Annotated in this window: 19 protein-coding genes and 2 pseudogenes; 6 read left to right on the top strand and 15 right to left on the bottom strand. The window is 48.0% G+C overall.

Annotated elements, in window-relative coordinates:
• Nucleotides 1-2: 2 nt before the first annotated feature.
• The 6 genes and pseudogenes from JI735_RS24280 to sufC all read right to left on the bottom strand — a co-directional run bounded on the left by JI735_RS24280 (nt 3) and on the right by sufC (nt 5,954).
• Nucleotides 3-1,511 (bottom strand): hypothetical protein, encoded by a 1,509-nt coding sequence (locus JI735_RS24280; RefSeq protein WP_202676519.1) that lies wholly within the window; start codon nt 1,509-1,511, stop codon nt 3-5.
• A 316-nt stretch (nt 1,512-1,827) separates the two neighbouring features.
• Entirely contained in the window at nt 1,828-2,067 is a 240-nt protein-coding gene (locus tag JI735_RS24275) for a NifU family protein (protein WP_020430291.1), read from the bottom strand.
• Between the two features lie 48 nt (nt 2,068-2,115).
• Entirely contained in the window at nt 2,116-2,328 is a 213-nt protein-coding gene (locus JI735_RS24270; protein ID WP_039835638.1) for a hypothetical protein, read from the bottom strand.
• A 63-nt stretch (nt 2,329-2,391) separates the two neighbouring features.
• Complete coding sequence (gene sufB / locus JI735_RS24265) at nt 2,392-3,789, bottom strand: Fe-S cluster assembly protein SufB (RefSeq protein ID WP_039835639.1); 1,398 nt, start codon at nt 3,787-3,789, stop codon at nt 2,392-2,394.
• Nucleotides 3,790-3,828: 39 nt separating this feature from the next.
• Nucleotides 3,829-5,151, bottom strand: a complete 1,323-nt coding sequence (gene sufD / locus JI735_RS24260; protein WP_039835640.1) for a Fe-S cluster assembly protein SufD — start codon at nt 5,149-5,151, stop codon at nt 3,829-3,831.
• Nucleotides 5,152-5,175: 24 nt separating this feature from the next.
• A pseudogene (sufC, locus tag JI735_RS24255) lies at nt 5,176-5,954 on the bottom strand (Fe-S cluster assembly ATPase SufC).
• A gap of 260 nt (nt 5,955-6,214) precedes the next feature.
• Between sufC and JI735_RS24250 the strand changes: the two are divergent.
• Both JI735_RS24250 and JI735_RS24245 read left to right on the top strand, forming a co-directional pair.
• Nucleotides 6,215-6,892 (top strand): FadR/GntR family transcriptional regulator, encoded by a 678-nt coding sequence (locus JI735_RS24250; protein ID WP_167330811.1) that lies wholly within the window; start codon nt 6,215-6,217, stop codon nt 6,890-6,892.
• A 78-nt stretch (nt 6,893-6,970) separates the two neighbouring features.
• Nucleotides 6,971-8,215: a CynX/NimT family MFS transporter gene (locus JI735_RS24245; RefSeq protein WP_039835642.1), complete on the top strand. Its 1,245-nt coding sequence runs from the start codon at nt 6,971-6,973 to the stop codon at nt 8,213-8,215.
• Nucleotides 8,216-8,438: 223 nt separating this feature from the next.
• Here JI735_RS24245 and JI735_RS24240 read toward each other — a convergent pair whose 3' ends face one another.
• The 5 genes from JI735_RS24240 to JI735_RS24220 all read right to left on the bottom strand — a co-directional run bounded on the left by JI735_RS24240 (nt 8,439) and on the right by JI735_RS24220 (nt 13,987).
• Nucleotides 8,439-9,446: a glycoside hydrolase family 130 protein gene (locus tag JI735_RS24240; protein ID WP_202676518.1), complete on the bottom strand. Its 1,008-nt coding sequence runs from the start codon at nt 9,444-9,446 to the stop codon at nt 8,439-8,441.
• A gap of 73 nt (nt 9,447-9,519) precedes the next feature.
• Nucleotides 9,520-10,479, bottom strand: a complete 960-nt coding sequence (locus tag JI735_RS24235; protein ID WP_233476041.1) for an MTP-1 family protein — start codon at nt 10,477-10,479, stop codon at nt 9,520-9,522.
• Between the two features lie 25 nt (nt 10,480-10,504).
• Nucleotides 10,505-12,070, bottom strand: a complete 1,566-nt coding sequence (locus JI735_RS24230; RefSeq protein ID WP_051051810.1) for an extracellular solute-binding protein — start codon at nt 12,068-12,070, stop codon at nt 10,505-10,507.
• A gap of 57 nt (nt 12,071-12,127) precedes the next feature.
• Nucleotides 12,128-13,000: a carbohydrate ABC transporter permease gene (locus JI735_RS24225; protein ID WP_020430271.1), complete on the bottom strand. Its 873-nt coding sequence runs from the start codon at nt 12,998-13,000 to the stop codon at nt 12,128-12,130.
• 51 nt (nt 13,001-13,051) lie between these two features.
• Entirely contained in the window at nt 13,052-13,987 is a 936-nt protein-coding gene (locus JI735_RS24220; protein ID WP_233476040.1) for an ABC transporter permease, read from the bottom strand.
• Nucleotides 13,988-14,232: 245 nt separating this feature from the next.
• On the opposite strand from JI735_RS24220, the gene JI735_RS24215 reads away from it, so the two are divergent.
• The gene (locus JI735_RS24215) at nt 14,233-16,497 is read left to right on the top strand and encodes a helix-turn-helix domain-containing protein (protein ID WP_202676516.1); all 2,265 of its coding nucleotides are present in this window, start codon (nt 14,233-14,235) and stop codon (nt 16,495-16,497) included.
• 180 nt (nt 16,498-16,677) lie between these two features.
• Nucleotides 16,678-17,652, top strand: coding sequence for an S-layer homology domain-containing protein (locus tag JI735_RS24210; RefSeq protein WP_039835646.1), 975 nt, complete (start codon nt 16,678-16,680; stop codon nt 17,650-17,652).
• A 72-nt stretch (nt 17,653-17,724) separates the two neighbouring features.
• Here the strand turns inward: JI735_RS24210 and JI735_RS24205 are convergent, their stop codons facing one another.
• The 4 genes from JI735_RS24205 to thrS form a co-directional block, all read right to left on the bottom strand.
• Nucleotides 17,725-18,360 (bottom strand): amidase domain-containing protein, encoded by a 636-nt coding sequence (locus JI735_RS24205; RefSeq protein WP_233476039.1) that lies wholly within the window; start codon nt 18,358-18,360, stop codon nt 17,725-17,727.
• A gap of 247 nt (nt 18,361-18,607) precedes the next feature.
• Complete coding sequence (locus JI735_RS24200; protein WP_039835647.1) at nt 18,608-19,042, bottom strand: SRPBCC family protein; 435 nt, start codon at nt 19,040-19,042, stop codon at nt 18,608-18,610.
• Nucleotides 19,043-19,139: 97 nt separating this feature from the next.
• A complete protein-coding gene (locus JI735_RS24195; RefSeq protein WP_233476038.1) occupies nt 19,140-19,745 on the bottom strand; it encodes a GNAT family N-acetyltransferase in 606 nt (201 codons plus the stop codon).
• 133 nt (nt 19,746-19,878) lie between these two features.
• Nucleotides 19,879-21,807: a threonine--tRNA ligase gene (gene thrS / locus JI735_RS24190; RefSeq protein WP_039835648.1), complete on the bottom strand. Its 1,929-nt coding sequence runs from the start codon at nt 21,805-21,807 to the stop codon at nt 19,879-19,881.
• Nucleotides 21,808-22,380: 573 nt separating this feature from the next.
• On the opposite strand from thrS, the gene JI735_RS24185 reads away from it, so the two are divergent.
• Both JI735_RS24185 and JI735_RS24180 read left to right on the top strand, forming a co-directional pair.
• Nucleotides 22,381-22,866: a DUF6803 family protein gene (locus tag JI735_RS24185; RefSeq protein WP_039835649.1), complete on the top strand. Its 486-nt coding sequence runs from the start codon at nt 22,381-22,383 to the stop codon at nt 22,864-22,866.
• A 315-nt stretch (nt 22,867-23,181) separates the two neighbouring features.
• Nucleotides 23,182-24,374 (top strand): annotated as a pseudogene (locus tag JI735_RS24180) (macrolide family glycosyltransferase).
• Nucleotides 24,375-24,386: the final 12 nt, after the last annotated feature.

Below are 24,386 nucleotides of genomic sequence, written 5' to 3'. Positions count from 1 at the left end.
TCTCACCTCTCTATGATAGTTATGGTATAAGGACTCATTTCCAGACCGGGCCAGGTGACGCTTGGGCGATGGCTGCCCTGAATCGTTGTCCGCAGCACCTTGCCGCGGAGAACCTCCAGCTCCGGATTTGCCGCCAGCAGATGCCGGATTAATTTCTGGCACTCATCAGCCGCCCCGCCTTGGCTGTCCGCATCCTGAGCCTGGACAGTAATTTCCGTGTGGAAAAACTGCGCCCACAGATCAACCGCATCCGGAGTATCTGACCATTTGCGCTGTTCCTCTTCCGTAAATGCTTCTGCGGCAAAGGTAAAGCTTCCTTCTTCCGCCAGTCCTTTAAATACGGGCAGCCACAGCTCGGAAACGCTTGGCCAGGGGATAGACTTGGGTGTATAAGGGATGCTCTCTTCTTCACCGGCTTCATCCGGCTCGTCTAATACATCTTCGGGCAAAAAGCCGACCTCCTGCTCCTCCCATGCCCAGGCCAGCGGGTAGATAAAATCCTGGCTGGGCGTGAACAGCCCTCCGATCAGCAGGTCCAGGCTGTCCGCATCCGGCAGCCCTTCGGACTTCACCCATTCCTCCCAGATATGGGTGCGGAAATTAAAGCCCCCGGCTCCCCAGAATAGCTCAGGGAAATTCAGCCGCAGATTCGTCTCCGCTTCAAAGATGCTCAGCACCACCTCAGCCAGCTCATCATGCACCCGTCTGGACAGTTCGACCCTCTCCGAGAGCTGGCGCAGCTCATTGAAGTCGATAACATCCTTCTCATCATTGGCGAGCCGGGCCAGCGAACGGTGGATGTTGTCAAAATGCCTGCGCTCTTCGTCAAACTGCAGGTGAATTTCCTCCAGCCGCCGATGCCGCAGCACACCGTATTCACTGAACATATGCTTGGGATTGCGGCGCAGCGCATTGCGGTATTCCTGCTGCTGCTGCGTCATCTTCCGCACCCGTGAGATCAGCTCGCCCACATCCTGCATTGCGCGTGTGACCCGTCCATGCTTGATGTGCATCTGAATTTCCAGCAGCTTGATGCTGATCTGAAATTCTTCAATAATCTCGTGGCTCATGAAGATCAGCTCCATGGCATATTCCGACAGCCGGTAAACGGTTTTGCCGCTCTCTTCCCAGCTGGTCCGTGTAGCATCCTCGTCCACCGTAAAATATTTGTATTTCTGCACGGCCATCTGCCGGGCCAGATCATCATAATAGTAGGCTTCAAAATCCCCGCCGCTCCCGCTCCACAGCAGGCCGTCCACCAGCCGCTCCACGGATTCGGCGGTGCCCAGCTTCGTAATACTGAACCGTTCCAGTGAACTCCAGGCCAGCTCCACAATATCCTCCCTGGACCTCTGCTCATTGGATTCCAGCTCCAGATAGTAGACCTGAAGCAGCACGCTGAGCGCTATCATCTCCTTATAGGGCTGCAGCTCGCCGAGATTCATGCCTGCCCCCAGAGTCCATAAGGGGTTCAGCCGTTTATTCCGTTCTCCAAAATCACTCCAGTTCATGCTTCACGCCAACCTCGCCATCACTTCATAGTTTAGGACTTCCTGGGGAAGGATCACCCTCATAAAATAACATAAACCCATATCTGCCCCATGAAGGGTGGAGTATGGGCTGTGAGATACTGCTCAGTTTCAGCTATCGGGGAATATATGTTTCTATTCTAACGTTTTCTATTATATCAATGATTTAAAGATATGGCTATTTGCTTTTCATATTAATGAAGAGAAAATTTATCAGCCTGATAACCGCATTGAGGCTTGATAAGAAGGAACCCGCAAAAAGTCTTGTAAAAAACAAGGTTTTTTGCGGGTTTAGGAATTAAAATACTTGTACAACTTCTTTAATATCTTCGATTTCCTCAAGAATTGCGCGCTCGATAGCGGCTTTTAACGTAATCGTTGCACTCGGGCAACCGTTGCAGGCTCCCAAAAATCTTAATTTAGCGACGCCGTTCTCAACCTCAACCAATTCTGCATCCCCGCCATCACGCAGTAAGAAAGGACGCAGTTTGAGAAGCACTTCCGATACTTCATCGAATAAAACTCCATTTTCCTCCATTATGCCAGCTCCTCTTTTTGTTTTACCAACTGTCAATTCAAGTCTGCTTTATTCTGGATAGTCCGAGTGATCCTTTGCTTTTTGCATAAGAGAGGCCTCTTGATCCGAAAGCTCCATTAGAAGCGAATAAATGGGTTCTGTAGGTATCATCACACCGCAACTCGCGCTCAATCCTAACAGCATATTGAGGTAGAACTGAACTTTCCTTTTCTCTCGGGTAATTTGAGTTAGTTCTGAGATGCCCGAATTTTTTTTCTTCATTAATAACACCTCGTACTTCTTTAAAAAGAAAGAGTTAAACGCTTGATTTATTAAAATAATGAATCAACCGATGCTTCCTTCCATCTCAAATTGAATCAGCCTGTTCATCTCAACCGCATACTCCATCGGCAGCTCTTTTGTGAAGGGCTCGATGAAGCCCATCACAATCATATGCGTGGATTCTTCCTCTGTAAGGCCACGGCTCATTAAGTAAAATAATTGTTCCTCGGATACTTTAGATACGGTGGCTTCATGCTCCAGCGTGATCTGGTCATTTTTAATTTCATTATAAGGAACCGTATCCGATGTCGACAGGTTATCCAGAATCAGCGTATCGCATTTGATATTGGACTTGGAACCTGCGGAATTGCGGCTGAAGCTGGACAAGCCCCGGTAGCTGACTTTGCCCCCCTGCTTGCTGATTGATTTGGATATAATCGTGGAAGTGGTATCGGGAGCCAGGTGAATGACCTTCGCTCCGGCATCCTGATGCTGCTCCTTGCCGGCTACGGCAATCGACAATATTGACCCCTTGGCCCCCCGCCCTTTCAAAAGCACCGCCGGATACTTCATCGTAACCTTGGAGCCGATATTACCGTCTACCCATTCCATCGTGGCATTTTCCTCTGCCACAGCCCGCTGGGTCACCAAATTGTAGATGTTGGGCGCCCAGTTCTGAATGGTCGTGTAACGCACACGGGAATCCTTCCGGCAGATGATCTCAATGACCCCGCTGTGCAGGGAACTGGTGCTGTAAATGGGTGCAGTACAGCCTTCAACATAGTGGATAAAGCTTCCCTCATCGGCAATAATCAGCGTCCGCTCGAATTGCCCCATATTTTCAGAGTTAATCCGGAAATACCCCTGGATAGGCACCTCGCATTGTACCCCTTTGGGAACATATACAAAGCTTCCGCCGGACCACACCGCGCTATTAAGTGCTGCAAATTTATTGTCAGCCGGGGGAATAATTGTACCGAAGTATTCCTTAAACAATTCGGGATATTGCTTTAGCGCGGTATCTGTATCCAGAAAAACAACACCTTGCTCCTCCAGATCCTGCCGCATGCTGTGATATACCACTTCCGACTCATATTGAGCGGACACACCCGCCAGGAACTTTTGCTCTGCTTCGGGAATGCCCAGCTTGTCAAAGGTTGCTTTGATTTCAGCCGGTACTTCCTCCCAGGTCTTTCCCTGCTTTTCCGAAGGGCGCACATAATATTGAATGTCTTCCAGATTAAGCCCATCCAAATCTGCTCCCCAGCGGGGCATCGGCATTCTGTAGAATTGCTCCAACGCCTTCAGACGAAACTCAAGCATCCACTCCGGTTCTTCTTTGATTCGGGAAATCTCCCGTACAATCTCCGGGGTCAATCCTTTTCCTGATTGGAAAACAGACTGATGCCCGTCACGAAACCCATATTTATAGTCGCCCATATCAGGTGCATTTTTAGCCATTGATGTCACTCCTTTGTCCTTCAAATAACTTCCTTTGATCTACGATTTGAATTCATGAGATCTGCCCAGCTTTCTCTCCACTAAATCCTGCAGGCGGCTGCGAACTCCCTCCAGCGGAATCTCCGAAATGACAGGAGCCAGGAAGCCGAAAATAACTAGATATTCCGCTTCATTCCGGGAGATCCCCCGTGACATCAAGTAATAGATCTGCTCCGCATTCACTTGCCCCACGGATGCAGCATGGCCGGCTGTGACATCATCTTCATCAATCAGCAGGATGGGATTGGCATCACCGCGTGCTTTTGGACTCAACATCAGAATACGTTCTGTCTGCTGGCCATCACAATTAGTTGCGCCTTTTTCAATCTTGGTAATCCCATTAATAATGGCCGTTGCCTCTTCGCGCATTACAGCACGTGTAATCATCTGGCTCACCGAGCTTCTGCCAAAATGTTGGGCTTGAGTTGTATAGCTTAACTTTTGGGAGCCCGAGCCTACAGCTATCACCTTGGCATCAGAGGTAGAGCCATTGCCTTGGAGCAATGTCTTGGTATCAGCGGCAGTATAACCATTGTTCATCTCCCCGATAATCCATTCTACCGCTCCATCTGCAAGTACAACCGCACGCCGCTGGGTAAAGTCCGTTGTAGGAGCAGCAAGCTGATGAACCGAAGCAACCTGCACCTTGGAGCCTGCTCCTGCAAATACTTCCAGCACCCCATTATGTAGAACCTTGATATCCTCTCTGCCCGATATACAATTGTCTACATAACTGATTTTGCTGTTATTTCCGGCCACAATCAGGATATGCGGTGCAAAACACGCCCCGCTCATGCTGCTATAAAAGATCGCCTGAAGTGGCACCTCAACCTCTACTCCGTCCGGAATATATAGAAATACACCGCCGCTCCATACGGCACTGTGCACAGCAGATAGCCAATGCTCTTCCGGTTTCACAACCTGACCGAGATACCGTTGCACCAGTTCTCCATGCTCTCTCGCCGCCGTATGCAGATCTGTCAGAATCACTCCTTGTGCAGCCAAATCAGCTGACAATTCGGTATATACTACATCTGAGTTATGCTGAACGATCAGCCCGCCTTCCACCGGGAAGTTGACCAGACTGTGGACTGCCTCGTGCGCCCCCTGCAGGCCCGGCCACATGTTCTCAGCTTTATAGTCTCCATGCTCATAAATATCCCAACGCTCAAGCTTCATTTTTTCCACTTCTGGCAACTCCAGATTTTCCGCCTGCTTAAGTGCCTGTAAACGTTGCTCAAGCAGCCATTGCGGTTCGGCCTTGGCTCTTGACCAGGCACACAAGTCATCCGCATTCACAGAAACTCTATTTTGTACACGCACTGCCTTTTCCTCCTTTCCGGCCTCTTAAGCATCCTGCCCTGCCGTCTCATCCGTGATGCCAAGTTCCTCCTTCACCCAATCATATCCCTCCGCCTCCAACCGATGGGCAAGCTCGGGACCGCCAGATTTGACAATACGGCCTTGCATCATCACATGTACGAAATCCGGGGTGATATAATTCAGCAGACGCTGATAATGGGTAATGATGAGAAAACCTCTGTCAGGACTGCGCAGCTCATTAACACCATTGGCTACAATACGCAATGCATCAATATCAAGGCCTGAATCCACCTCGTCCAAAATGACAAACTTGGGCTCAAGCAGCATCATTTGCAAAATTTCATTCCGTTTTTTTTCCCGCCGGAGAAGCCTTCATTCAAATAACGGTGTGAAAATTCAGGATTCATCTCCAATCCCTTCATCTTGCTTTCCATCTGGCGGATAAAGCGGATTAATGATACTTCATTGCCTTCCCCGCGTCGTGCATTAACCGCACTTCTCAGAAAGTCCGAGTTCGTCACACCGGCAATTTCACTTGGATACTGCATAGCCAGGAACAAGCCTGCCCGGGCACGCTCATCGACCTCCATCTCCAGCAGATCTTCATCATCCAGCGTTACCCTGCCATCTGTAACCTCATATTTGGGATGGCCCATTAACGCAGAAGCCAAGGTGCTTTTCCCCGTCCCGTTAGGACCCATAATGGCATGAATTTCTCCGCCATGAATCTCCAGGTTAAGTCCTTTTAAAATTTCTTTGCCTTCAATTCTGGATCTCAGGTCCTCAATCTTTAAGGTCATCATTTATCACATACTCCCCTTCCACATTTCTTTCTTCAGCCCGCATCGTTGATATTTTTCAAAAACTCCAATGGTGACTATCCTCTCCCCTCTTGCAGTAACAGAGCTTATGCGGTGTCAGCTTATTAATTGTTCACTAGTAAACAAATAGCAATATATCATAAGTGATAATGATTATCAATATCATTTTTTTCTTTCCAAGTCCAAGTCATTCTGCTATAATGACACCAAAATACCAAACATCCTACGTTTGCAAAGGAATGATGCTGTTGTTAACTCAAACTCAACGTTTAACCTTGGTGGAACAGGTGGCCTACCAAATCCAGGGGAAGATCGAAAACGGCGAATGGCGGGTAGGGATGCGTATTCCTCCAGAGCCAGAGCTAATGGAACAGCTTCAAGTCAGCCGTAATACCTTGAGGGAAGCCATTCGGGCTTTAACGTATGCGGGGTTGCTGAAGACCAGACAAGGGGACGGAACCTATGTCTGCTCCTCAAGTGTCTTGGGGTCAGTGATCGAAAAAGTGATTAAGCATACCGATATGCTTGAGAGCCTGGAGGTCCGATATGCATTGGAAAGAGAGGCTGCTGCCCTGGCTGCGTCCAGGAGAAGCGAAGAAGATTTGGAGGCGATTCGGACATGCCTGGACAAGTGCAGACAAGCAGCCGGCCGGCAGGATCTCAAAACATATGCCTACTGGGATGTCGAGTTTCACAAAATGGTGATTGCTGCTTCACATAACCAATTGATGGGGAATTTGTACAACCATATTACGGAGGCTCTGCACAACATGGTTTTGGAAACTGAGGACTTCAAAAATGCAGCTTTTTATCACGACTCTCATGACCTGCTGTATCAAGCCATTGCCAATCGGGATTGCCCTCAAGCCGAGGAGGCAGTTCGTTTATACATTGAAAAGGCCCGTACTAAAATGTGCTAGATGAAGTAGTGATCAGGGTACTTCTTCCACATGAATGAAATTGACCATGAATTAACTTAAAACGCGGGAGGAACCCTTATGAGTTCATCAGAACAATTGTTAAAAAAACAGGATGCAATATCCACTACCGGTATCCGCAAGCAAGCGAGAATCTGGTTCATGATCGCAGGAATTATTTTTATCGCAGCGAATTTGCGTGCTCCCCTCACCTCGGTGGGACCATTAGTCGGTCTTATCCGGGAGAATGTGCATATTTCGAATACCTTAGCAGGCCTGATTACCACAGTTCCACTGATTGCATTTGCATTGTTATCCCCTTTTGTACCAAAATTAGGACGCAGATATGGTGTGGAACGGATTATGCTGATTTCCCTTATTTTGTTGGTCATCGGTATCGCTGTCCGCTCGTTATCCGGGGCGGTAACCTTGTTTGTTGGAACCGCTGTTCTGGGGTTTGCTATCACTATATGTAATGTATTACTACCGAGCCTGATTAAACGGGAATTTCCGCTGCAAATGGGGACAATGACAGGGGTTTATAGTGTTTCCATGAATCTAAGCGGGGCGATTGCTTCAGGTATTAGTGTTCCCTTAGCTGTGGTGGCAGGCTTGAACTGGCAAGGTGCTTTGGGAGTATGGGGAATACTTAGCGTCATCTCCATCCTCTTTTGGGCACCACAGCTCAAGGCTCCGGCGAAATCAGCCGCTGTTGCCAGCAGCAGCGCAGGGAACGACCACCATGTCAATATATGGCGCTCTCCGTTGGCTTGGCAGGTAACTCTTTTTATGGGATTACAATCAACCATTTTTTATGTGCTGGTGGCATGGCTGCCTGAAATACTAAAAGACCAGGGCATTAGTTCAAGTCAATCCGGCTGGTTTCTCTCAATTATGATTATAGCTTCACTCCCCCTTTCGTTCATCGTTCCTGTTATAGCCGGGCGCATGCGTAACCAACGGTTGTTAGTGGTAATTACAACGATTCTGCTTTTGACCGGAACACTTGGACTTCTCTATGGCAGTATCCATCTGGTTCTGTTTTGGACTATTATTCTTGGTATTGGGACGGGTTTTGCCTTTGGCTTGTCCATGATGTTTTTTGGCTTGCGTACCCGAAGCGCCCATCAGGCGGCTGAATTATCGGGCATGGCCCAATCCATCGGATATCTGCTGGCCGCAATGGGCCCGGCACTGATTGGATACTTGCATGATGCCACCCACAGCTGGAGCGTTCCATTCCTGATATTGGCTGGCGCTTCTGCCCTACTCGGTATCATTGGACTGGGTGCGGCTAGAAATCGATTTGTTGGTTCTGCGAAGTAGGACCATGATAGAAAGGACTTAAACCTGTTCTGTAGTTCGCTGTTTTGATCTTAGTTGCTACGAACAAAAAACGGACTGGCCCTGTGGAGCATACTGCACAGGGCCAGTCCTTGTTAAGCATCATATATTATATAGAGTGAACTTAAGATATATACATTAGGGACTTTGTCGGGACTACGGAGAATGTTTTGTTCGTTTTTCAAGTTCACTCTATATAGCTTCCTTACTTCTCCAAACAAAGCCTGATCAGATCATCCACATGAGCGGTAGCCAGGCATTCCACCGTGTCGGCGGCTCCGTAATAGATTTTCACTTCTCCGTCCTCCTCCAGCACCATGCCGCCGGGGAAAATGACGTTATTGCGGAAGCCCCCGTCCGTCTCATAAGCTGCTTCAGGTGCGAGCAGAGGCGATGCGCTCATGCCGAGGATTTTCTTCGGATTGTCGAGATCAAGCAGCATAATGCCGGCCGTGTACCGCTTCTTCCAGGACGGTTCCCAGCCGTTCTTCCCTCTGGCGGGATCGATATCCACTGCATGGAACGTGGTGAGCCAGCCCTTACTCGTCTTCACGGGCGGTGCAGCCGGGCCGATCTTGTCATTAGCAAACGGCACCTGCTCCACCGACAGCAGCAGCCCGGAACGGCCCCAATAGATCAGATCCGGCGACTCCGAGATCCAGGTATCGAACCGGTCAACGCCGCTGCGGCTGTACACGGTGAACGGCCGTTCCAGCCTTACGAAGTTGCCGCCGATCCGCTCCGGGAACAGCACCATGTTCCGCAGGTCCGGGGTCGACAAGCTCAATATCTCGAAGGATTCAAAATCATCCGTCACAGCGATCCCTCCCCGGATGCCGTGCCGTGTATCTACGGCGAAGCACATGTAGCAGCGGCCGTCGATAACTGTCAGACGCGGATCGTAGGCACGTACGATCTCTTCGTCGCGCAGCTTGAAGACCGGCTTCGGACCCGCCGTCCAGTGAATGCCATCGTCGCTGAAAGCGATGCCAAGATCCGTCGTGTGAGACGGTTCGATGGTCTGCTTCTCCAGGGAGCCGTAGTCGTTGCGGAATACCATGACGTAGCGTCCACCGAACTTGGCGACGCCTGCATTGAAGACAAGCGCGGTGGGATACGGCACACGGGCCGCGTCCAGCACGGGATTAGCCGGATGACGGCGAATGGGCAGGCTGGACTCCAGTGCGCCGATGATGGGCATATTGGTTTTCATCTAAACAATATCCTCCTAGTTCTCCAGGTTGTTAATGTGTCCGATGGTGAGGACACATACCTTCCATCTTCTTCTATACAAGATGCCCATTTCCTGCAAACGGATAGTCGATTGTAATACGCCCTGCCTGGCAATCGCCAATGCCGCTGTACAGATCGGCTTTGCCGTCCGGGCGCATCACAATGCCCGAAGAAAAAACACAGTCGGCTAAATACGGTGCCTTGGATGGTCCCGGCGGGTAACAGGGACGGCTTCCAATCAGATGAAGGTCTGATGACTCCCGGGTTGTTGGATCAAAGACGAAGGCCATGTTCAGGTACACCTTCACTTCCCCGCCATTCTCATCCTTATCCTGGTAGCAGATATGTCCGATGACGCCGATTTTACCACTGTCCAGCAGATAAGCCTGATTGACGCCTCCCCATTCGCCTTCTCCGAAAATGCCGTGAATGTAAGGTGCGTTCTCGATCACGTCCGCGGTCAGCTCTTCCAGTCTGTCAATAACCGTGAAGCCGATCATGGATTCACTGCCGAATTTGCCTCTCATCTCGGTGCTGCGCGGACGCGAGAAAACGCCGATTTTGCCGTCCGTGAGCGGAACAAGGCGGATATCCTTCATTTTATTAGGCCCGGTAGTGAAGTAGTACAAATTGTGGAGATCGGTGCCCCGGAAGAAATAGCCGAAAAACGTACTGTATCTTCCACTCTGGTATTGCACATGAGTCCCGCCCATTACAAGCTCATCACCAATCTCACTGATGTAAGGGTCCTCCAGAGTATAGACCATGCTGTCTTTCACCACAGTCCATTCATCCTGTCCCGTTTCCTCGAATAACCGGACCCAAGAGCGGGCCCATTCCTCGCGGTGTTCAACCCGTCCGAACAAATAGCGTTTCCCGTTCCGTTTGAATGGGACCGAAATATTGTAGACATCCAAACCGTCCACACCATGAAATTTCAAGATTGCACGCTCATAGATTTTTTTTGCCGCTTCAAATTCAATTCTTTGCTCTTGCAGGGTCAATTTCTCCACACCTTCCCTTTTGTTATCGGCTCGTTTATTTAAGCGAAGCCTGATATTCCTGGAATTGCTTCTGGTATTCCGCAACTACCTTATCCAAACCGGCTTTTCTCATTTTTTCCAGTGCAGCCGGGAAAGCCTTATCGTATTCCAGGACGCCCATATAAATCGGAGTGATGCTAGCTGAAGCTTCCGACATAATGTTGGTGTACTCGGCCCTTACATTCGTCGGGTCAAAAATAAAGTTCGCCGCGATACTGTTGACCGCATTCGGATTAGGCTCAAACAGAACTTTGTTATTATCAGGGATGCTATTCTCCAAATCAAAACGCATGAAGTTTACGTTGCCGTTTTGCGAATCAGATCCTCTATACCCTGGATTATTATTGTTATTCGGGTCTTTGATCGGCTTATAGCCCTTCTCGCCGTCCTTGGTGTAATGCTTGCCCTCGATGCCATATTGAACCAGATCATAGTTTTCTTGGCTTGCCAGCATCCAATCCATGAATTTGACGGCAGCTTCGGGATGCTTGCTGTTCACCGGTACGGCATTTCCGTTTTTGAAGGTGAGCGGGCGCAGATATTCTTTCTCCGGGTTAAACCACACAACACCGATATCGTTTACAGTGGCCTCTGGATTGTACTTCTTGAGTCCGGTCAAGCTTCCGCCGGTTCCCAGACGGACGAACCAGTCACCGCTGTCGAGCTGCGCGTCTACCTGCTCCTGCTTCATGACCAGGATATCGGGATTGGTAATTCCCTTGGTGTATAGCTCGCGCATGAAGGACGCATCCTTCTTGAATTCCTCGGTCTCAATCCAGGACTTGACCTCGCCGTTCTGATTCACATAGAAGAACTTATCCTTCACCGTGAACGGGAAGGTGTCATACGTCCGGTGCAGGATCGACGTATGCAGGAAGATCGGGTCAAAATCCGCCCGTGTGCCCAGATAGGGCTTATTGCTTCCCTTCCAGTTCTTCATGACAGTCTCCCAAGCGCTGATCAATTCAGCCGGAGTAGTCGGCTCCTTGAGATTGTTCTCGCGGAGAATGTCGCGGCGGATATTGAACTCACCTTCACTCGCCATCTCAACCCAATAGGATGGAGCGGCATAATATTTTCCATCGATTTTAGCCCCGTCGAAGATATCGTCCGGGATATGTTTCTTCAGATTCTGTCCGTATTTTTCGATGGCATCCGTGATATCCGCCAATGCACCGCGATTATAGTAGCTGGAGAACGGCGTACGGTCCTGCATAACGTGGAACAGATCGAAATCTTCGCCGGTGGACAACATCAAGTTCAGCTTCTGATCCCACGCATCCCACGGAATGTAGATCTTCTCCACCTCAACGCCGACACCGTCCGCAGCCAGCTTCTCATTGACCTTTTGGAACACTTCCTTATAGTCTTTCGGCTCCGTGCCGGGAACCAAATATTTGATTTTCACCGTCTTTGCAGGCTTGCCGTTATTCTCCGGCTTCGCGGTTGATGAGTTGTCTCCCTTATCCGCAGCGTTGGTTGAATTGGAACCCTGGCTGCATCCAATCAATGTCGAAAAGAGAAGCACCACAGCTAAAAGAATTACGTAAGACTTTTTCATACAAAAGTTGACCTCCTTCTATTGTACACTTTTTATATTAACCCCGAAGGGATAATATCAGCCTTTGACCGAACCAATTACCAGCCCTTTGACAAAATACTTCTGCAAGTAAGGATACAGAAATATGATCGGCCCGATCGTCACAACCGCTGTCGCCATCTTGACCGATTCCGAAGGAAGCGTGATATCACTGGATCCGGCCAGCATCGTCATCTCGTTCAGCATGCTGATCTCCGATTGCATCTGTAGAAGCATAAATTGCAGCGGGTACAATTCCTTGCTGTCAATCAGCATGATCGCATTCCACCAGTTGTTCCAGTAATCCAGTCCGTAGAAGAGTGCAATCGTCGCCAGTACCGGCTTGCACAACGGAAGATAGATCCTGAAGGCAATCGTAATATCACTTGCACCGTCAATGGTTGCCGACTCCCGCAGGGAGTCTGGAACCCCGTTCATGAAATTGCGCACAAGGAAGAGGTTGAACGGGCTGAACAGCAGCGACGGAATGATCAGAGCAAGGATATTGTTGGTCAACCCAAGCGACCGGTTCATCAGATACCAGGGCACAATCCCCGCGGAAAAAATCATGGTGATAAAAAAATAAAGCGCCAGCAGATTGCGGTATTTTACATTTTTATTCGCCAGTGTATAGCCGGCCATGGAAGTAATCAGAATTGCCAGCGCCGTGCCGACGATCGTGACAAAGATGGAGATTCCATAGCTCTGCATAACCTGGGAGCCGCCCGTAAAGATCAGCTTATAGGCATACAGGGAGAACTTCTCCGGGAAAAGGCTGTAGCCGTTCTTCAATATGGCATCCTCATCCGTAACCGAGATCATCAGCACCAGCAGCATCGGAAGCAAAGAAAGCGCCGAATATATCGAAATCAGAGCATACATAACCGTCTTACTGATTGAAAACGTCTTCATTTCTATTCCTCCTAAAGCCTTTCTCCGGTAAGCTGTTGCCGGAAGCAGATTTTAATACAACGCACCGTCTTTGAAAAATTTACGGGTAATAGCATTCGTACCGAAGACAAGGATAAATCCGACAACGGACTGGAACAGTCCGACAGCCATTGCTTCGGAAGGATTGCCAATCTGCCGCAACGAGCGGAATACATACGTATCAATGATGTCCGTGGTCGCATACAAGGTGCCGTTATCGCCGATCAAGGCGTAGATCATCCCAAAATCGCCGTACATGATTTTGCCGACCGAGAGCAGCATCAGTATAACCACCGTAGGCATCATCAATGGAATCGTAATGCGCATGCACATCTGCCACCGGCTGGCCCCGTCAATCTCGGCAGCTTCATACAACGTCTCATCGATTCCGGTAATAGTAGCCAGATATATAACGGCGCTCATCCCGGCTCCCTTCCACACATGCATGATGGTAAGAATAGCCGGCCATGCCTGCTGCTCAGTGTACCAGTTGACCGGGGCGATGCCGAGCTGGTTCAGCAATTTGTTCACGATCCCCATATCCATTGAAAAAAATGCGTACAGCACATAGCTGATGACGATCCAGGATATGAAGTTCGGGAACAGCATCATCGATTGGCTGATCTTGACGAACAGCTTCTTGCGCAGCTCGTTCAGGATCAGTGAAATCGCCAGCGCCGTCAGCGTACCGAAGATGATAAAAAGCAAATTTAGATATATGGTGTTAAAGGTGACCGTAAACGCCTTGTTCGACCGGAAGAAGAACTCGAAGTTCTTTAATCCGATCCACTCGCTATGGAATATTCCCTTACTGTAATTGAATCGCTGGAAAGCAATGAGCATATACGGATACGTCATATACCCAAAAATAAAGGTGTATGCCATCGCAGGCAGAACCAGCAGATAAGACGTACCGTTCCTGCGAATATCGGACAGCATACCGAATCCCCGCCGCCGTTTCTTTTCCAATTTTTGTCCCCCCATTAGTTATGAATTCCGGCTGCCCCATCACACCAGCACCCGATGTTATGTTTCCAGAGTAGCCGGAGCGGCCGGCAGCTGTCTATTTTAAAATCCGGAGAACCCTTCTACAATGCGGAAATGGGCTTCCAAATAAACGGACTGGCTTTCATTTTTACGTGATGGAGTACCTTTTTACCCGAAAATGCTCTATATTGAAGAGGTACTATTTGCAGCACTGGGAGGTATTCTTCATGCGGAACACCATGCATCAGCTTGTCCGGTATAAAGCTTTTCAAAAGCTTACCATCTCATATTTCCTGCTCGTTCTTCTAACCGTCAGCCTGCTGTCCGGTGTCCTCTTCTATCTCTTCTCCAGAAGCGCCGTCAAAGAGATCGACCGCAATTCCAGAGCCATGTTGTCCCAGATCACTTACGCCTCTGACGTTGTCTATAACCAAGTGATGACAATCGGCAATGCACTGCTCATCCAACGGGAGATCATCTCGTTCCTGAACGACACGACTGAGGACAAGGTTAACAATTACCGTATCTTTCAGCAGATGTCCCAGATTACAAGTATATATCCTTATATACACAGCATTGGGATCTACCGGCCTTCTACGGGAACAACAGTCGATACAGCCGGACTTCCTTTCGATTCCTCGCTCACCGCCCTCAGCACGGAGCGGTATATGGAATTCTATCCGCGAAGCCTGACCATTGCCGGCCGGAACAACGATGAGCCGCTGCAGCTCCTAACTTTTCTGCTGTACCCGGATTTCTCATTTCGGACCTCCGACAACCCGCTCATCTATATCAATGTGGAGGAAAAGTCAATTTTGACGACGATTCGCAAGATCAGCAAAGCGGATGCCGCGAGCAACGTTTTTGTCATCAACAACGAGGGTAAAGTGCTCTCCCATACCGATTCAAATTTGTTTCTGGAGGACTTGTCCAAGGAACAGTATGTGCAGCAAATTCTGAATCAAGACGAGGAGGAAAACAGCTTCACAGCAAATATTCATAATAAAAAGCATCTGGTTACTTATGTGAAATCGGAGAAAATGGACTGGTACTTTGTAAGCGTTTCCCCATACTCCGGGCTCATCTCTAACATTGACCAGCTCCGCAGCGTTACGCTGCTTGTGACGGCCGGGATCGTACTGGCAGGTCTGCTGATCTCTATTTTTCTGACTAAAAATATTTATAGCCCGTTATCGACGCTTTTCCATAAGATCATGCCGGGCATGAATGTTCCGGCCTCCGGTTCGCCGTTCATCGATGAATATAAGATCATGGCTGAGGTTTTCCATTCCTTGGAGGAACGGGATAAATCGATGCAGTTCGTGATCAGCAGCTCTTCCCGGACGATCCGTGAGCTTTATCTGCATTCATTGCTCCAGGGCCATCCGCTGGAATATTCGGTTCCGAGCGAACTTATCCGGGATATCGACGATGAAGTGTCCGGGCCCTATTTTTGCGTACTTGTATTCAAAATCAATGAGCTGGAGCAGACAAAAGGGCGGATCGAAGCGGTACAGCGGCCGTTGCTGCGCTTCGCCCTTGGCAATATTACAAAAGAAATGCTGGCGCATATCGGGGCATGTGATTACTTGAATATTGGAGAGAATGAAACCGCCGCGATCCTTCAGTGTGCGAAAAACCAGACGCCAGAGGAACTCAAGCCCGCTTTGCGCAATATTCAGAGCTTTCTGAACCGTTACTTCAAGGCGACGGTATCCATCGGTGTTGGGGATATAAGCTATGGCAGGAAGAACATCCCTTCCTCCTATACTTCGGCGCAGCAGTATGTTAAATACCGGATGATCTACGGAAAGGAATCGATTCTGGATGCCGTAGCAACGCGGCCCCATATGATGACGGCCTTGAGCTATCCGAGCGCCTACGAGAAGAAGCTAATCGATGCTGTGCAATCCGGCAAGCCGGAGCCTATCCGGGAAGCAATCGGACAATTCGTAGAACAAATCTCTAACGGTTCAATCAATCAGGTCATAACCTACAGCATCCAGCTCATGCTGTCCCTGCTCAAACACTTTGACTATTTGCAGCATGTGCCGGATTCCAATTTCAACGAGTATCTGGTTGCGGTGACTGAAATCGAATCCGCCGAACAGCTGACCGAAATCAACGGCATCTTCAACCGGTATTGTTTCAATATTTGCACATTAATCGAAGAGAAGAATCTCTGGATGAATGCCCAGAAGCACAATGTTATCATTGAGAAGGTGCAGAATTACATTCAGGAGCAATATGCCCAGCCGAACTTATCCCTGGAGCTGGTGTCCAACATCGCCGGCCTGTCGCCAAGCTATCTGGGAAAGCTGTTCAAAGGAGCAACCCGGCAATCATTCAGCGAATACCTGAACCACACCAGGCTGGAGAAAGCAAAGGATTTGCTTGCTTCCACCCATGAGACTGCAGCCAAAATCAGTGAATCGGTAGGCATGTACAATATCACTTATTTTTCCACGCTGTTCAAGAAAAGTATGGCCTGACTCCTTCGGCCTACCGCGAGCAGGAGGCGCTGAAAAGTCCTGATAGCGCTGGAGAAGGTTATACTTCAGACGAGCAGGCCTAAAGTTTTTTACATTTTATGCAACTAAATAGCAAGTTCAGGTGTTTATATACTTTGAAGGGAAACTTCCCAGATTGTGAAAGGAGAATGGAGAAGCAATATGAGAAAATTGTTATCATGTGTTTTGGGCATAAGTCTCGTCATTCATGCGAACATTGCCCTGGCAGAGCAGTCAAGCATGTTTAAAGATGTTCCAGATCACTTTTGGGGACAGGAGTATATTGAAAGAGCCATTCAGCATAAAATCGTTGAAGGTTATCCTGACGGGACGTTTAAACCCGATGCGAAGGTAAGTCAAAGTGAATTTATTGCGATGCTCATCAGAAGCTATCAGACCTCCGATTTCAGTTCAAGCCAAAAGAGCCAAAACTGGGCCGAACCTTATCTAAGCTACGTCCACAAACTTGGGTGGACAGAGCTTCAGCCTTCTGAGCAGGCAGCTTTGAACAGAGGAAATGTAGCCCGTTACTTAGCCAATGCAGCCGGGAAAAACTTTACCGTTGACGACTCCATCCAATATCTATTGGATATTGGCATAGCAAAGGGAAAAACGGAAAGATCCTTACAGGGGTTCAATAAAAACGAGCCTGTTACAAGAACCGAAGCATTGGCCTTTATAGAACGCCTAAAATATAGATTTGATGAGTTGAAGTCAATTCCTAAAACAACAGAAAAGTATAACAGTGACCTTGCACAAAAAGATGTTTATACAATACCGGAACAAAAGATAAGCATTCAGTTTCCACAACAATGGAAGAATAAATACGAAGTAGTTACTGCCACAAATACGGATGTAAAAAACAAGAGCTACAACTTCATTGATAAATCCAACAAAAAGTATGGCGGGACACTCTTTACACTGACTGTTTGGCCCAAAGAAGTCTGGTCTTCAGAGGGACCGGAACTTATGAAAAATATTCATATATACAAAATCGGTGAAAGAGATAATGTCGTCTTCACAATAAATACACCAACTGATGTACAATATGCGGCTGAAGATTTAGCATTAAAGACAGAATACCTTAACTTGAGTAATGATATTCAAGAAAAAGGAATCGACTTTATAATTGATTAGGATCATGTAATTCAAGGAACGACAAAAAAACGGTTAAGCGCCTAATCCCGCTTAACCGTTTTTTGTTACACCTTATAGATAGGAAGAATTGACGTAATAGAACTCGTACGAGCTGCTGCTAAAGTTTGCAAAGGAAGCTTTTAAGCGATCATTAGTATGAGCACTGAACAACATTGTTACGCCATCATTTGCAACAATAAACATCACATGAGAATAATTAACCGCGCTGATAAAGCCGCCTGCAGAGGTTCCGCCTTTAGTTGTCTTATAGAAATAGCCCTTTGTATCAACCATATATTGTTTCAAACCATTAGAGATGTTACGTCCTGTGTTAACCCAAGCTGTGCTTTCCGGTTTCCACGTACTGTCCTTTGGAATGCCCCCCGCATAAATGGCCTGAGAAACATAATTAGCGCAATCCACTCCACCACTTTCAGTGTGCCATGCATAATTAGGATTCCACTTGCTGGTATCGTAGCCGAGCGACGAGGTCACTTCCGAAGTATATTTATTGGCATAGTCCCTAGCCGCCAGACGATCATATTTAACGGTAGCAAGGGGATGAATTGCGCTAGCCTCTTGCTTAACTGCATAGTTGCGGTTGACTGTAATGTCATTTGCCAGATCTGCTTCTGCGTTTTTTGCAATCGCAGTTTCAGATTCAGGGATGAAATAAATAAGCAGCAGCTCCCCCTCAGTTTGATCCATACTATAGACCCCCATTTGTCATACAAACAAATTGAACAACTTTGAACCGCATACTTCATCCATGGTTTTGTAGTTTATTCCATTTATGAAATATAGATACATTGTCATCTTAAAGTTTAATCGATGTATATTCTATAGGGCAATAAAAAATAAAACGGACCTGTAAAATTACTTTTAAGTAATTTCACAAATCCGTTTTGATGGACCCCGGTAATGGGTCTGGAAAACAGCCACCAAATAAAAATCTTTATTTTTCTGCAGCAGCTTCCACATATTTTTTGAAATTATCCTGAATCGCCTGCCAACCGGCTTGCTGCATTTCGACGGAGTTGGTTTCTTCCGCTTCGAATGCTGTGATAATCTTGGTATCGTTGCCTTGGCGGACAAAATCGATCTTCACTTTTCTGCCGTCGGCAATCGTGTAGGAGATGCTCTCGTTAACGCTCACATTGTCGTATACTCCGCTGAAATCAAATCCAAAGCTTCCGTCCTTAGCTTCCATTCTGGAGAGGAATTTGCCACCGGGTTTCAGATCATTCTCGGCATATGGCGTATGCCAGTCGTCGGAAGCTGTATTCCATTTTGTAATATGCTCCGGCTCAGTCCAATATGTCCACACGCTTTCAACAGGAGCATGAACCACCGTTTCCAATGTTATCGTCACCGGCTTGCCTGTTTCCAATTATATAACCCCCTTGATGTCTGAGATTCACAACCTGCTTACCATTCTAGTATAACCTTAAAGCTCTCCTGCAATTTCTTTTGGATTGCTGTGTTTCTTATTTCTTGCCCGCATACTTTTCGTTAAGCAAGTAGTGCAGATTCGCTTGTACCGCAGGCCATTCGTCGTCAATAATGCTGTACAGCACATTATCCAGAATGCGGCCTTCCGCAGTGATCCGGTGTTTGCGCAGCACGCCTTCCTTCACCGCACCGATCCGTTCTACCGCCTTCCGGGAACGCACGTTGTCCCCCACAACGGTAAAATTCACCCGGATCAGACCCAGGGATTCAAAACAATACTGCAGCAGCAGTGATTTGGATTCCGTATTGACTGCTGTTCTCCAGAACTGCGGGGAGATCCAGGTGCAGCCGATTTCCGCGTTGCGGTGAACGAGGTCAAGATGCATAATCCGCGAGGTGCCGGCGATCCTGCCGGTAGATTGCTCTACCATCACAAAAAGGAGCTCGGTCCCCTTCGCCTGATTGGCAAACGCCGTATCCAATAATTCTTTTACTTGTGCAGCAGAAGTAATTTTGCGCCAGGTATACTCCCAAATCTGCGGATTACTAAGCAAAGCCATCAGTTCACCTTGATGCGCTGCTTCCATAGGAACCATTCTGATAAAAGTGCCGTTAAGTTCTTTGACGTTGTTCGAAATCACGAGGCTGCCTCCTATAGATGTATTCATTCAAATTATAAAATACATATATTCTCCTTGTCTGCCTGATTCATATAAAAGAACAGCCCCATTTATGTAAAATGGGGCTGCACCTCACTTGTCTGCTGTCTACATATTAATGAAGAAACTCTTCATTTCTTGCCGCGTTCTCAGTGACAATCTGCCGGACAAACTCAGCTATGCTTATAGCTCCGGCATCGCCGGACCCGCGTTTTCTGACAGATACAGCGCCTGAGCTTTGCTCCTGCTCACCGAGTACAAGCATATAAGGCACTTTCTCCAGCTGGGCTTCCCGGATTTTATAGCCTAATTTCTCATTCCTTAGATCAAGCTCGACACGGATTCCGGCATCCTGCAGCTCCTTTTTCACCTGGAAGGCGTAATCTGCATAGTGGCTGGAAACCGGCAGCAGCTTGACTTGCACCGGAGACAGCCACAGCGGGAAAGCACCGCTGAAATGCTCCGTCAGAATCCCCATAAAGCGGTCGATTGAGCCGTATACCGCACGGTGGATGACGACAGGACGGTGTTTCTGGCTGTCTTCACCGACATAAGTCAGATCGAATTTCTCAGGCATCTGGAAATCCAGCTGAATCGTTCCGCACTGCCAGCTCCGCTTCAGCGCATCTTGAATGTGGAAGTCAATCTTCGGCCCGTAAAAAGCCCCGTCCCCCGCGTTCACCCGATAGTCGATCCCGCGTCCATCCAGTACGCTTTGGAGCGATGCTTCCGCCTGATCCCATAACGCTTCCGAACCCATGTAATCATCCGGCCGTGTAGACAGCTCCACCTTATATTCAAAGCCAAATACTTTGTAAACGTGCCCGATCAGGTCCATAACACTGGCGATTTCCTCTTCAATCTGCTCAGGAAGCACGAACAAATGGGCATCATCCTGACAGAAAGTCCGCACCCGCATCATTCCGTTCAAGGCTCCGGAAAACTCATGCCGGTGAACCTGGCCAAACTCCGCCATGCGTATCGGCAGCTCCCTGTAGGAGCGGAGGCTGTTCTTGAAGATCAGCATATGTCCCGGACAATTCATCGGTTTCAATGCATATTTCGTTTCATCCACCTGTGTAAAATACATGTTGTCCTTATAGTGGTCCCAGTGTCCTGACTGCTCCCACATCCGGTTATTCATCATCAGCGGTGTGCGGACCTCATCATAATCCCGCGCCCGCTGCAACCCGCGCAGGAAATTCTCCAGCTCTGTACGGAGGACCATTCCCTTGGACAGATAAAAAGGCATGCCCGGTGCTTCCTCGGAGAACATGAACAGTCCCAGTTCCTTGCCCAGCTTGCGGTGATCACGCTTCTTCGCTTCCTCCAGCATGTGCAGATACTCTTCCAGCTGCGCTTTTTTGTAAAACGCCGTTCCGTAGATCCGCTGCAGCATGGGATTATTGGAATCCCCGCGCCAATAAGCGCCCGCAATGCTCAGCAGCTTAAAAGCTTTGATCTGGCCCGTGGAAGCCACATGCGGACCCCGGCATAAATCAGTGAACTCGCCCTGCTCGTACAGGGTGATCTCTTCATCCTCCGGCAGACCGTGAATCAGTTCCACTTTGAGCGGTTCATCCAAGGCTGCGAAAAGCGCAATGGCTTCGGCGCGGCTGACTACCCGCCGGATAATCGGGAGATTCTCCCCGATGATCTTCTGCATTTCCTGCTCAATGGCCGCGAAGTCATCTGTGGAAAGCGGCCCTTCCATATCGATATCGTAGTAGAATCCATCTTCGATTACCGGACCGATGCCCAGCTTAACTTTTGATGAACCGTATATGCGTTGGATGGCCTGAGCCATTAAATGTGCTGTACTATGCCGCTGGATGAACAATCCATCCCGGCTGTCGGCCATTACGATTTCAACGTGACAGTCGTGAACAATCCGTTGATGAAAGTCAACGAGTCTGCCGTCGATTTTACCGGCTGCTGCGTTTTTCTTCAGGCTTGTGCTGATGGATTCTGCTACTTGGGCAATTGTGGTGCCGCGTGCATACCTCCTGATTGATCCATCCGGCAGTGCTACATTGATTTCCATGATTGTGGCCTCCATTTCTTCGTTATCTACTCGTGAATTGAACGCAAAAAAACGCATCTCTCCCGAAAAGGGACGAGTGCGTTCTGGCTCGTGGTTCCACCCTAATTTGACCTGCAATGACCGACCCCCGGCTGTTCGGGCGGAAGATAATACACTAGATCCTCATTGGTATCCGGTATCGGGGATAAGACGGTAGCATTTACAGCTTCCCTAACAGCAGGAAAGGTTCAGTGCCACGGCTGCAAAGGGGTAACATCCTGCCGGTCTCTGTAAGAAGCTCTCACCGTTCACTTCTTTCTCTGGCCAGTCCGCATAGGATATCATGTCTTTGGTCATCGCCTTGAATATGGTGTTGCTGGTTACATAATACTTAACTCTTTGTGAAAATGTCAACCGTTTTTGAAAAAACAGGTTAGCAATCTTTCCATGTCTTCCGCCATGCTCCCTCCACGTTCAATTGCTGCCTGCGTCATTTCACAGCTTATACAAGCATACCTTCGTTTCCCCATACTTTCCACACACTTATTTACTAACATCACAGTGACAGCTAATTAACCCATTGGAGGAACTAACATGAACATGACGCATTACATGTCTTTGCTTGCAGACAACCAGCCTTGGAACCTGATTCTTTTTATGGCAATTCCGGTCATTTTTGCCGAGACGATCACTGTGACCGAATTTATGATTTTGTTCACCAAAAATCTCAAAGGTCCGCTTAGAGCATTTAACCGGATATGCAGCATTCTGGCCGGCCTTTATTTTACAGGAGTATTTCTGTATTTATTCCCTACCGCTTTTGTTCCGGTTACCGCGAACGGGGAATGGCATACCTGGGTTGATGTGGTAGCCGTAAGCTTTTATCTCAGCGGTGTAATCTTCTTGCTGCCCCTGGCCCTGCTGGATCTCGGACTGATTGCCCGCGGCCGCAGTGAGGAAAGCAAGCTTAAGCTGCATTTTCTCCTCATCAGCGGCTTTCTCGTAGTAGCGCATGTCGCGATGATCTTCGGGATGATTAATCCGGAAATCATGGGCGGGATGGCTGGTATGAATCATTAGGTATCCGCTGGAAATTTCCGCAGGTCTGATTCAATAGACGAATGACGGGAATCATTAAAGGGAGACCGGGAAAAGTGCCTGGAGGCAGGGGTGGACGATTACATCAGCAAGCCGGTAAAACGGGAAACCCTCATCAAGATCCTGCACCAGCTGAAAAAATAGATTATATTTTCCATTATTTATGCTATTATATACAGTGGATTTTATGTTCGGATTACGAGCGTAAATCCACTGTTTTTTATGGTTTCCGTACGGAAACATAGCACCCTGCTCTTACACAATTTAGAGAAAAATATACCCAAAGGAGTGGTAGAAATGGCACGTGTGTTATTTATTAATGGCGGATCAGAAGGACATATCAATCCGACTATTGGTGTGGTGCAGGAGCTTATTTCACGTGGCGAAGAGGTAGTATACTTTTGTATTGAAGCTTACCGGGAGCGCATAGAGAAGACAGGAGCATCAGTACGGGCAATTGACGATCAAAAAATTATTAAGGCCTTCATCTCAGGCGGAAAAAATTATTTGCCCGAAAGAATTAACGGTCTTTTACTTACGGCGGATATAGTCATACCAAGTGTTCTGGAACAGATTGCAGGGGAACATTTTGATTACATCATCCATGATTCCATGTTTGGCTGTGGACGTATGCTTGCGCAGATTCTTGAGCTTCCCGCCATTAACTCCAGTACATCCTTTGCGCAGACCCAAGCATCCTTTGATAAAATGCTGGAACAGCCCTCTATGAAAATCCCTGCAGAAATAGCTAAGCCTATATACGATAGATATAACAGCCTGACAGCAACGCTGAAGGAAAAATATAAGGTGGAGATTCATTCTCCTTACGAAGTTTTATGTAATCCTGCACCCCTTACAATTGTTTATACAACCAGGGAGTTTCAGCCTGATGGTGACGCATTCGATCAAACTTATAAATTTGTAGGTCCCTCCCTCTCTTCAAGACTAACACAAGCAAACTTCGACTTTACTGCAATCAAGGGAAAAAAACCTATTTACATTTCACTGGGTACTGTCTTTAACCAAGCAATGGATTTCTATAAGCTTTGTTTCGAGGCATTTGGGGACACTGATCACACTATTGTCATGTCAGTCGGGAATAAAACCCCAATTTCTGATTTAGGGGAAATTCCTGAAAACTTCATTGTACAAAATTATGTTCCGCAAACTGAATTACTGAAGCACATCTCATTATTTATTACACATGGTGGAATGAACAGTACTCATGAAGCTCTCTATTACGGGGTTCCGCTAGTCGTAATCCCCAGAGTGCGGATCAGCCGATAGTTGCCGGGCGAATCGCCAGTATCGGAGCAGGTATTGCCTTGCAAATGCAAAGCTTGACTGCAAATGGGCTGCGTGAAGCGGCAGATCAAGTGCTGAACCACCCGTCATACAAAAAAGCAGTGGACCATCTGCAGGAAACCTTTCAACGATCCGGCGGGTATCGTCAGGCTGTTGATGAGATTTTCGGTTTCTTAGGTCGTTAGGCGGTAAAATCA

The organism is Paenibacillus sonchi (assembly GCF_016772475.1).
Classification (GTDB): Bacteria; Bacillota; Bacilli; order Paenibacillales; family Paenibacillaceae; genus Paenibacillus_AQ; species Paenibacillus_AQ sonchi.
Note: the sequence above shows the minus strand (reverse complement) of the source record. Positions and strands in the feature narration are given on the sequence as shown.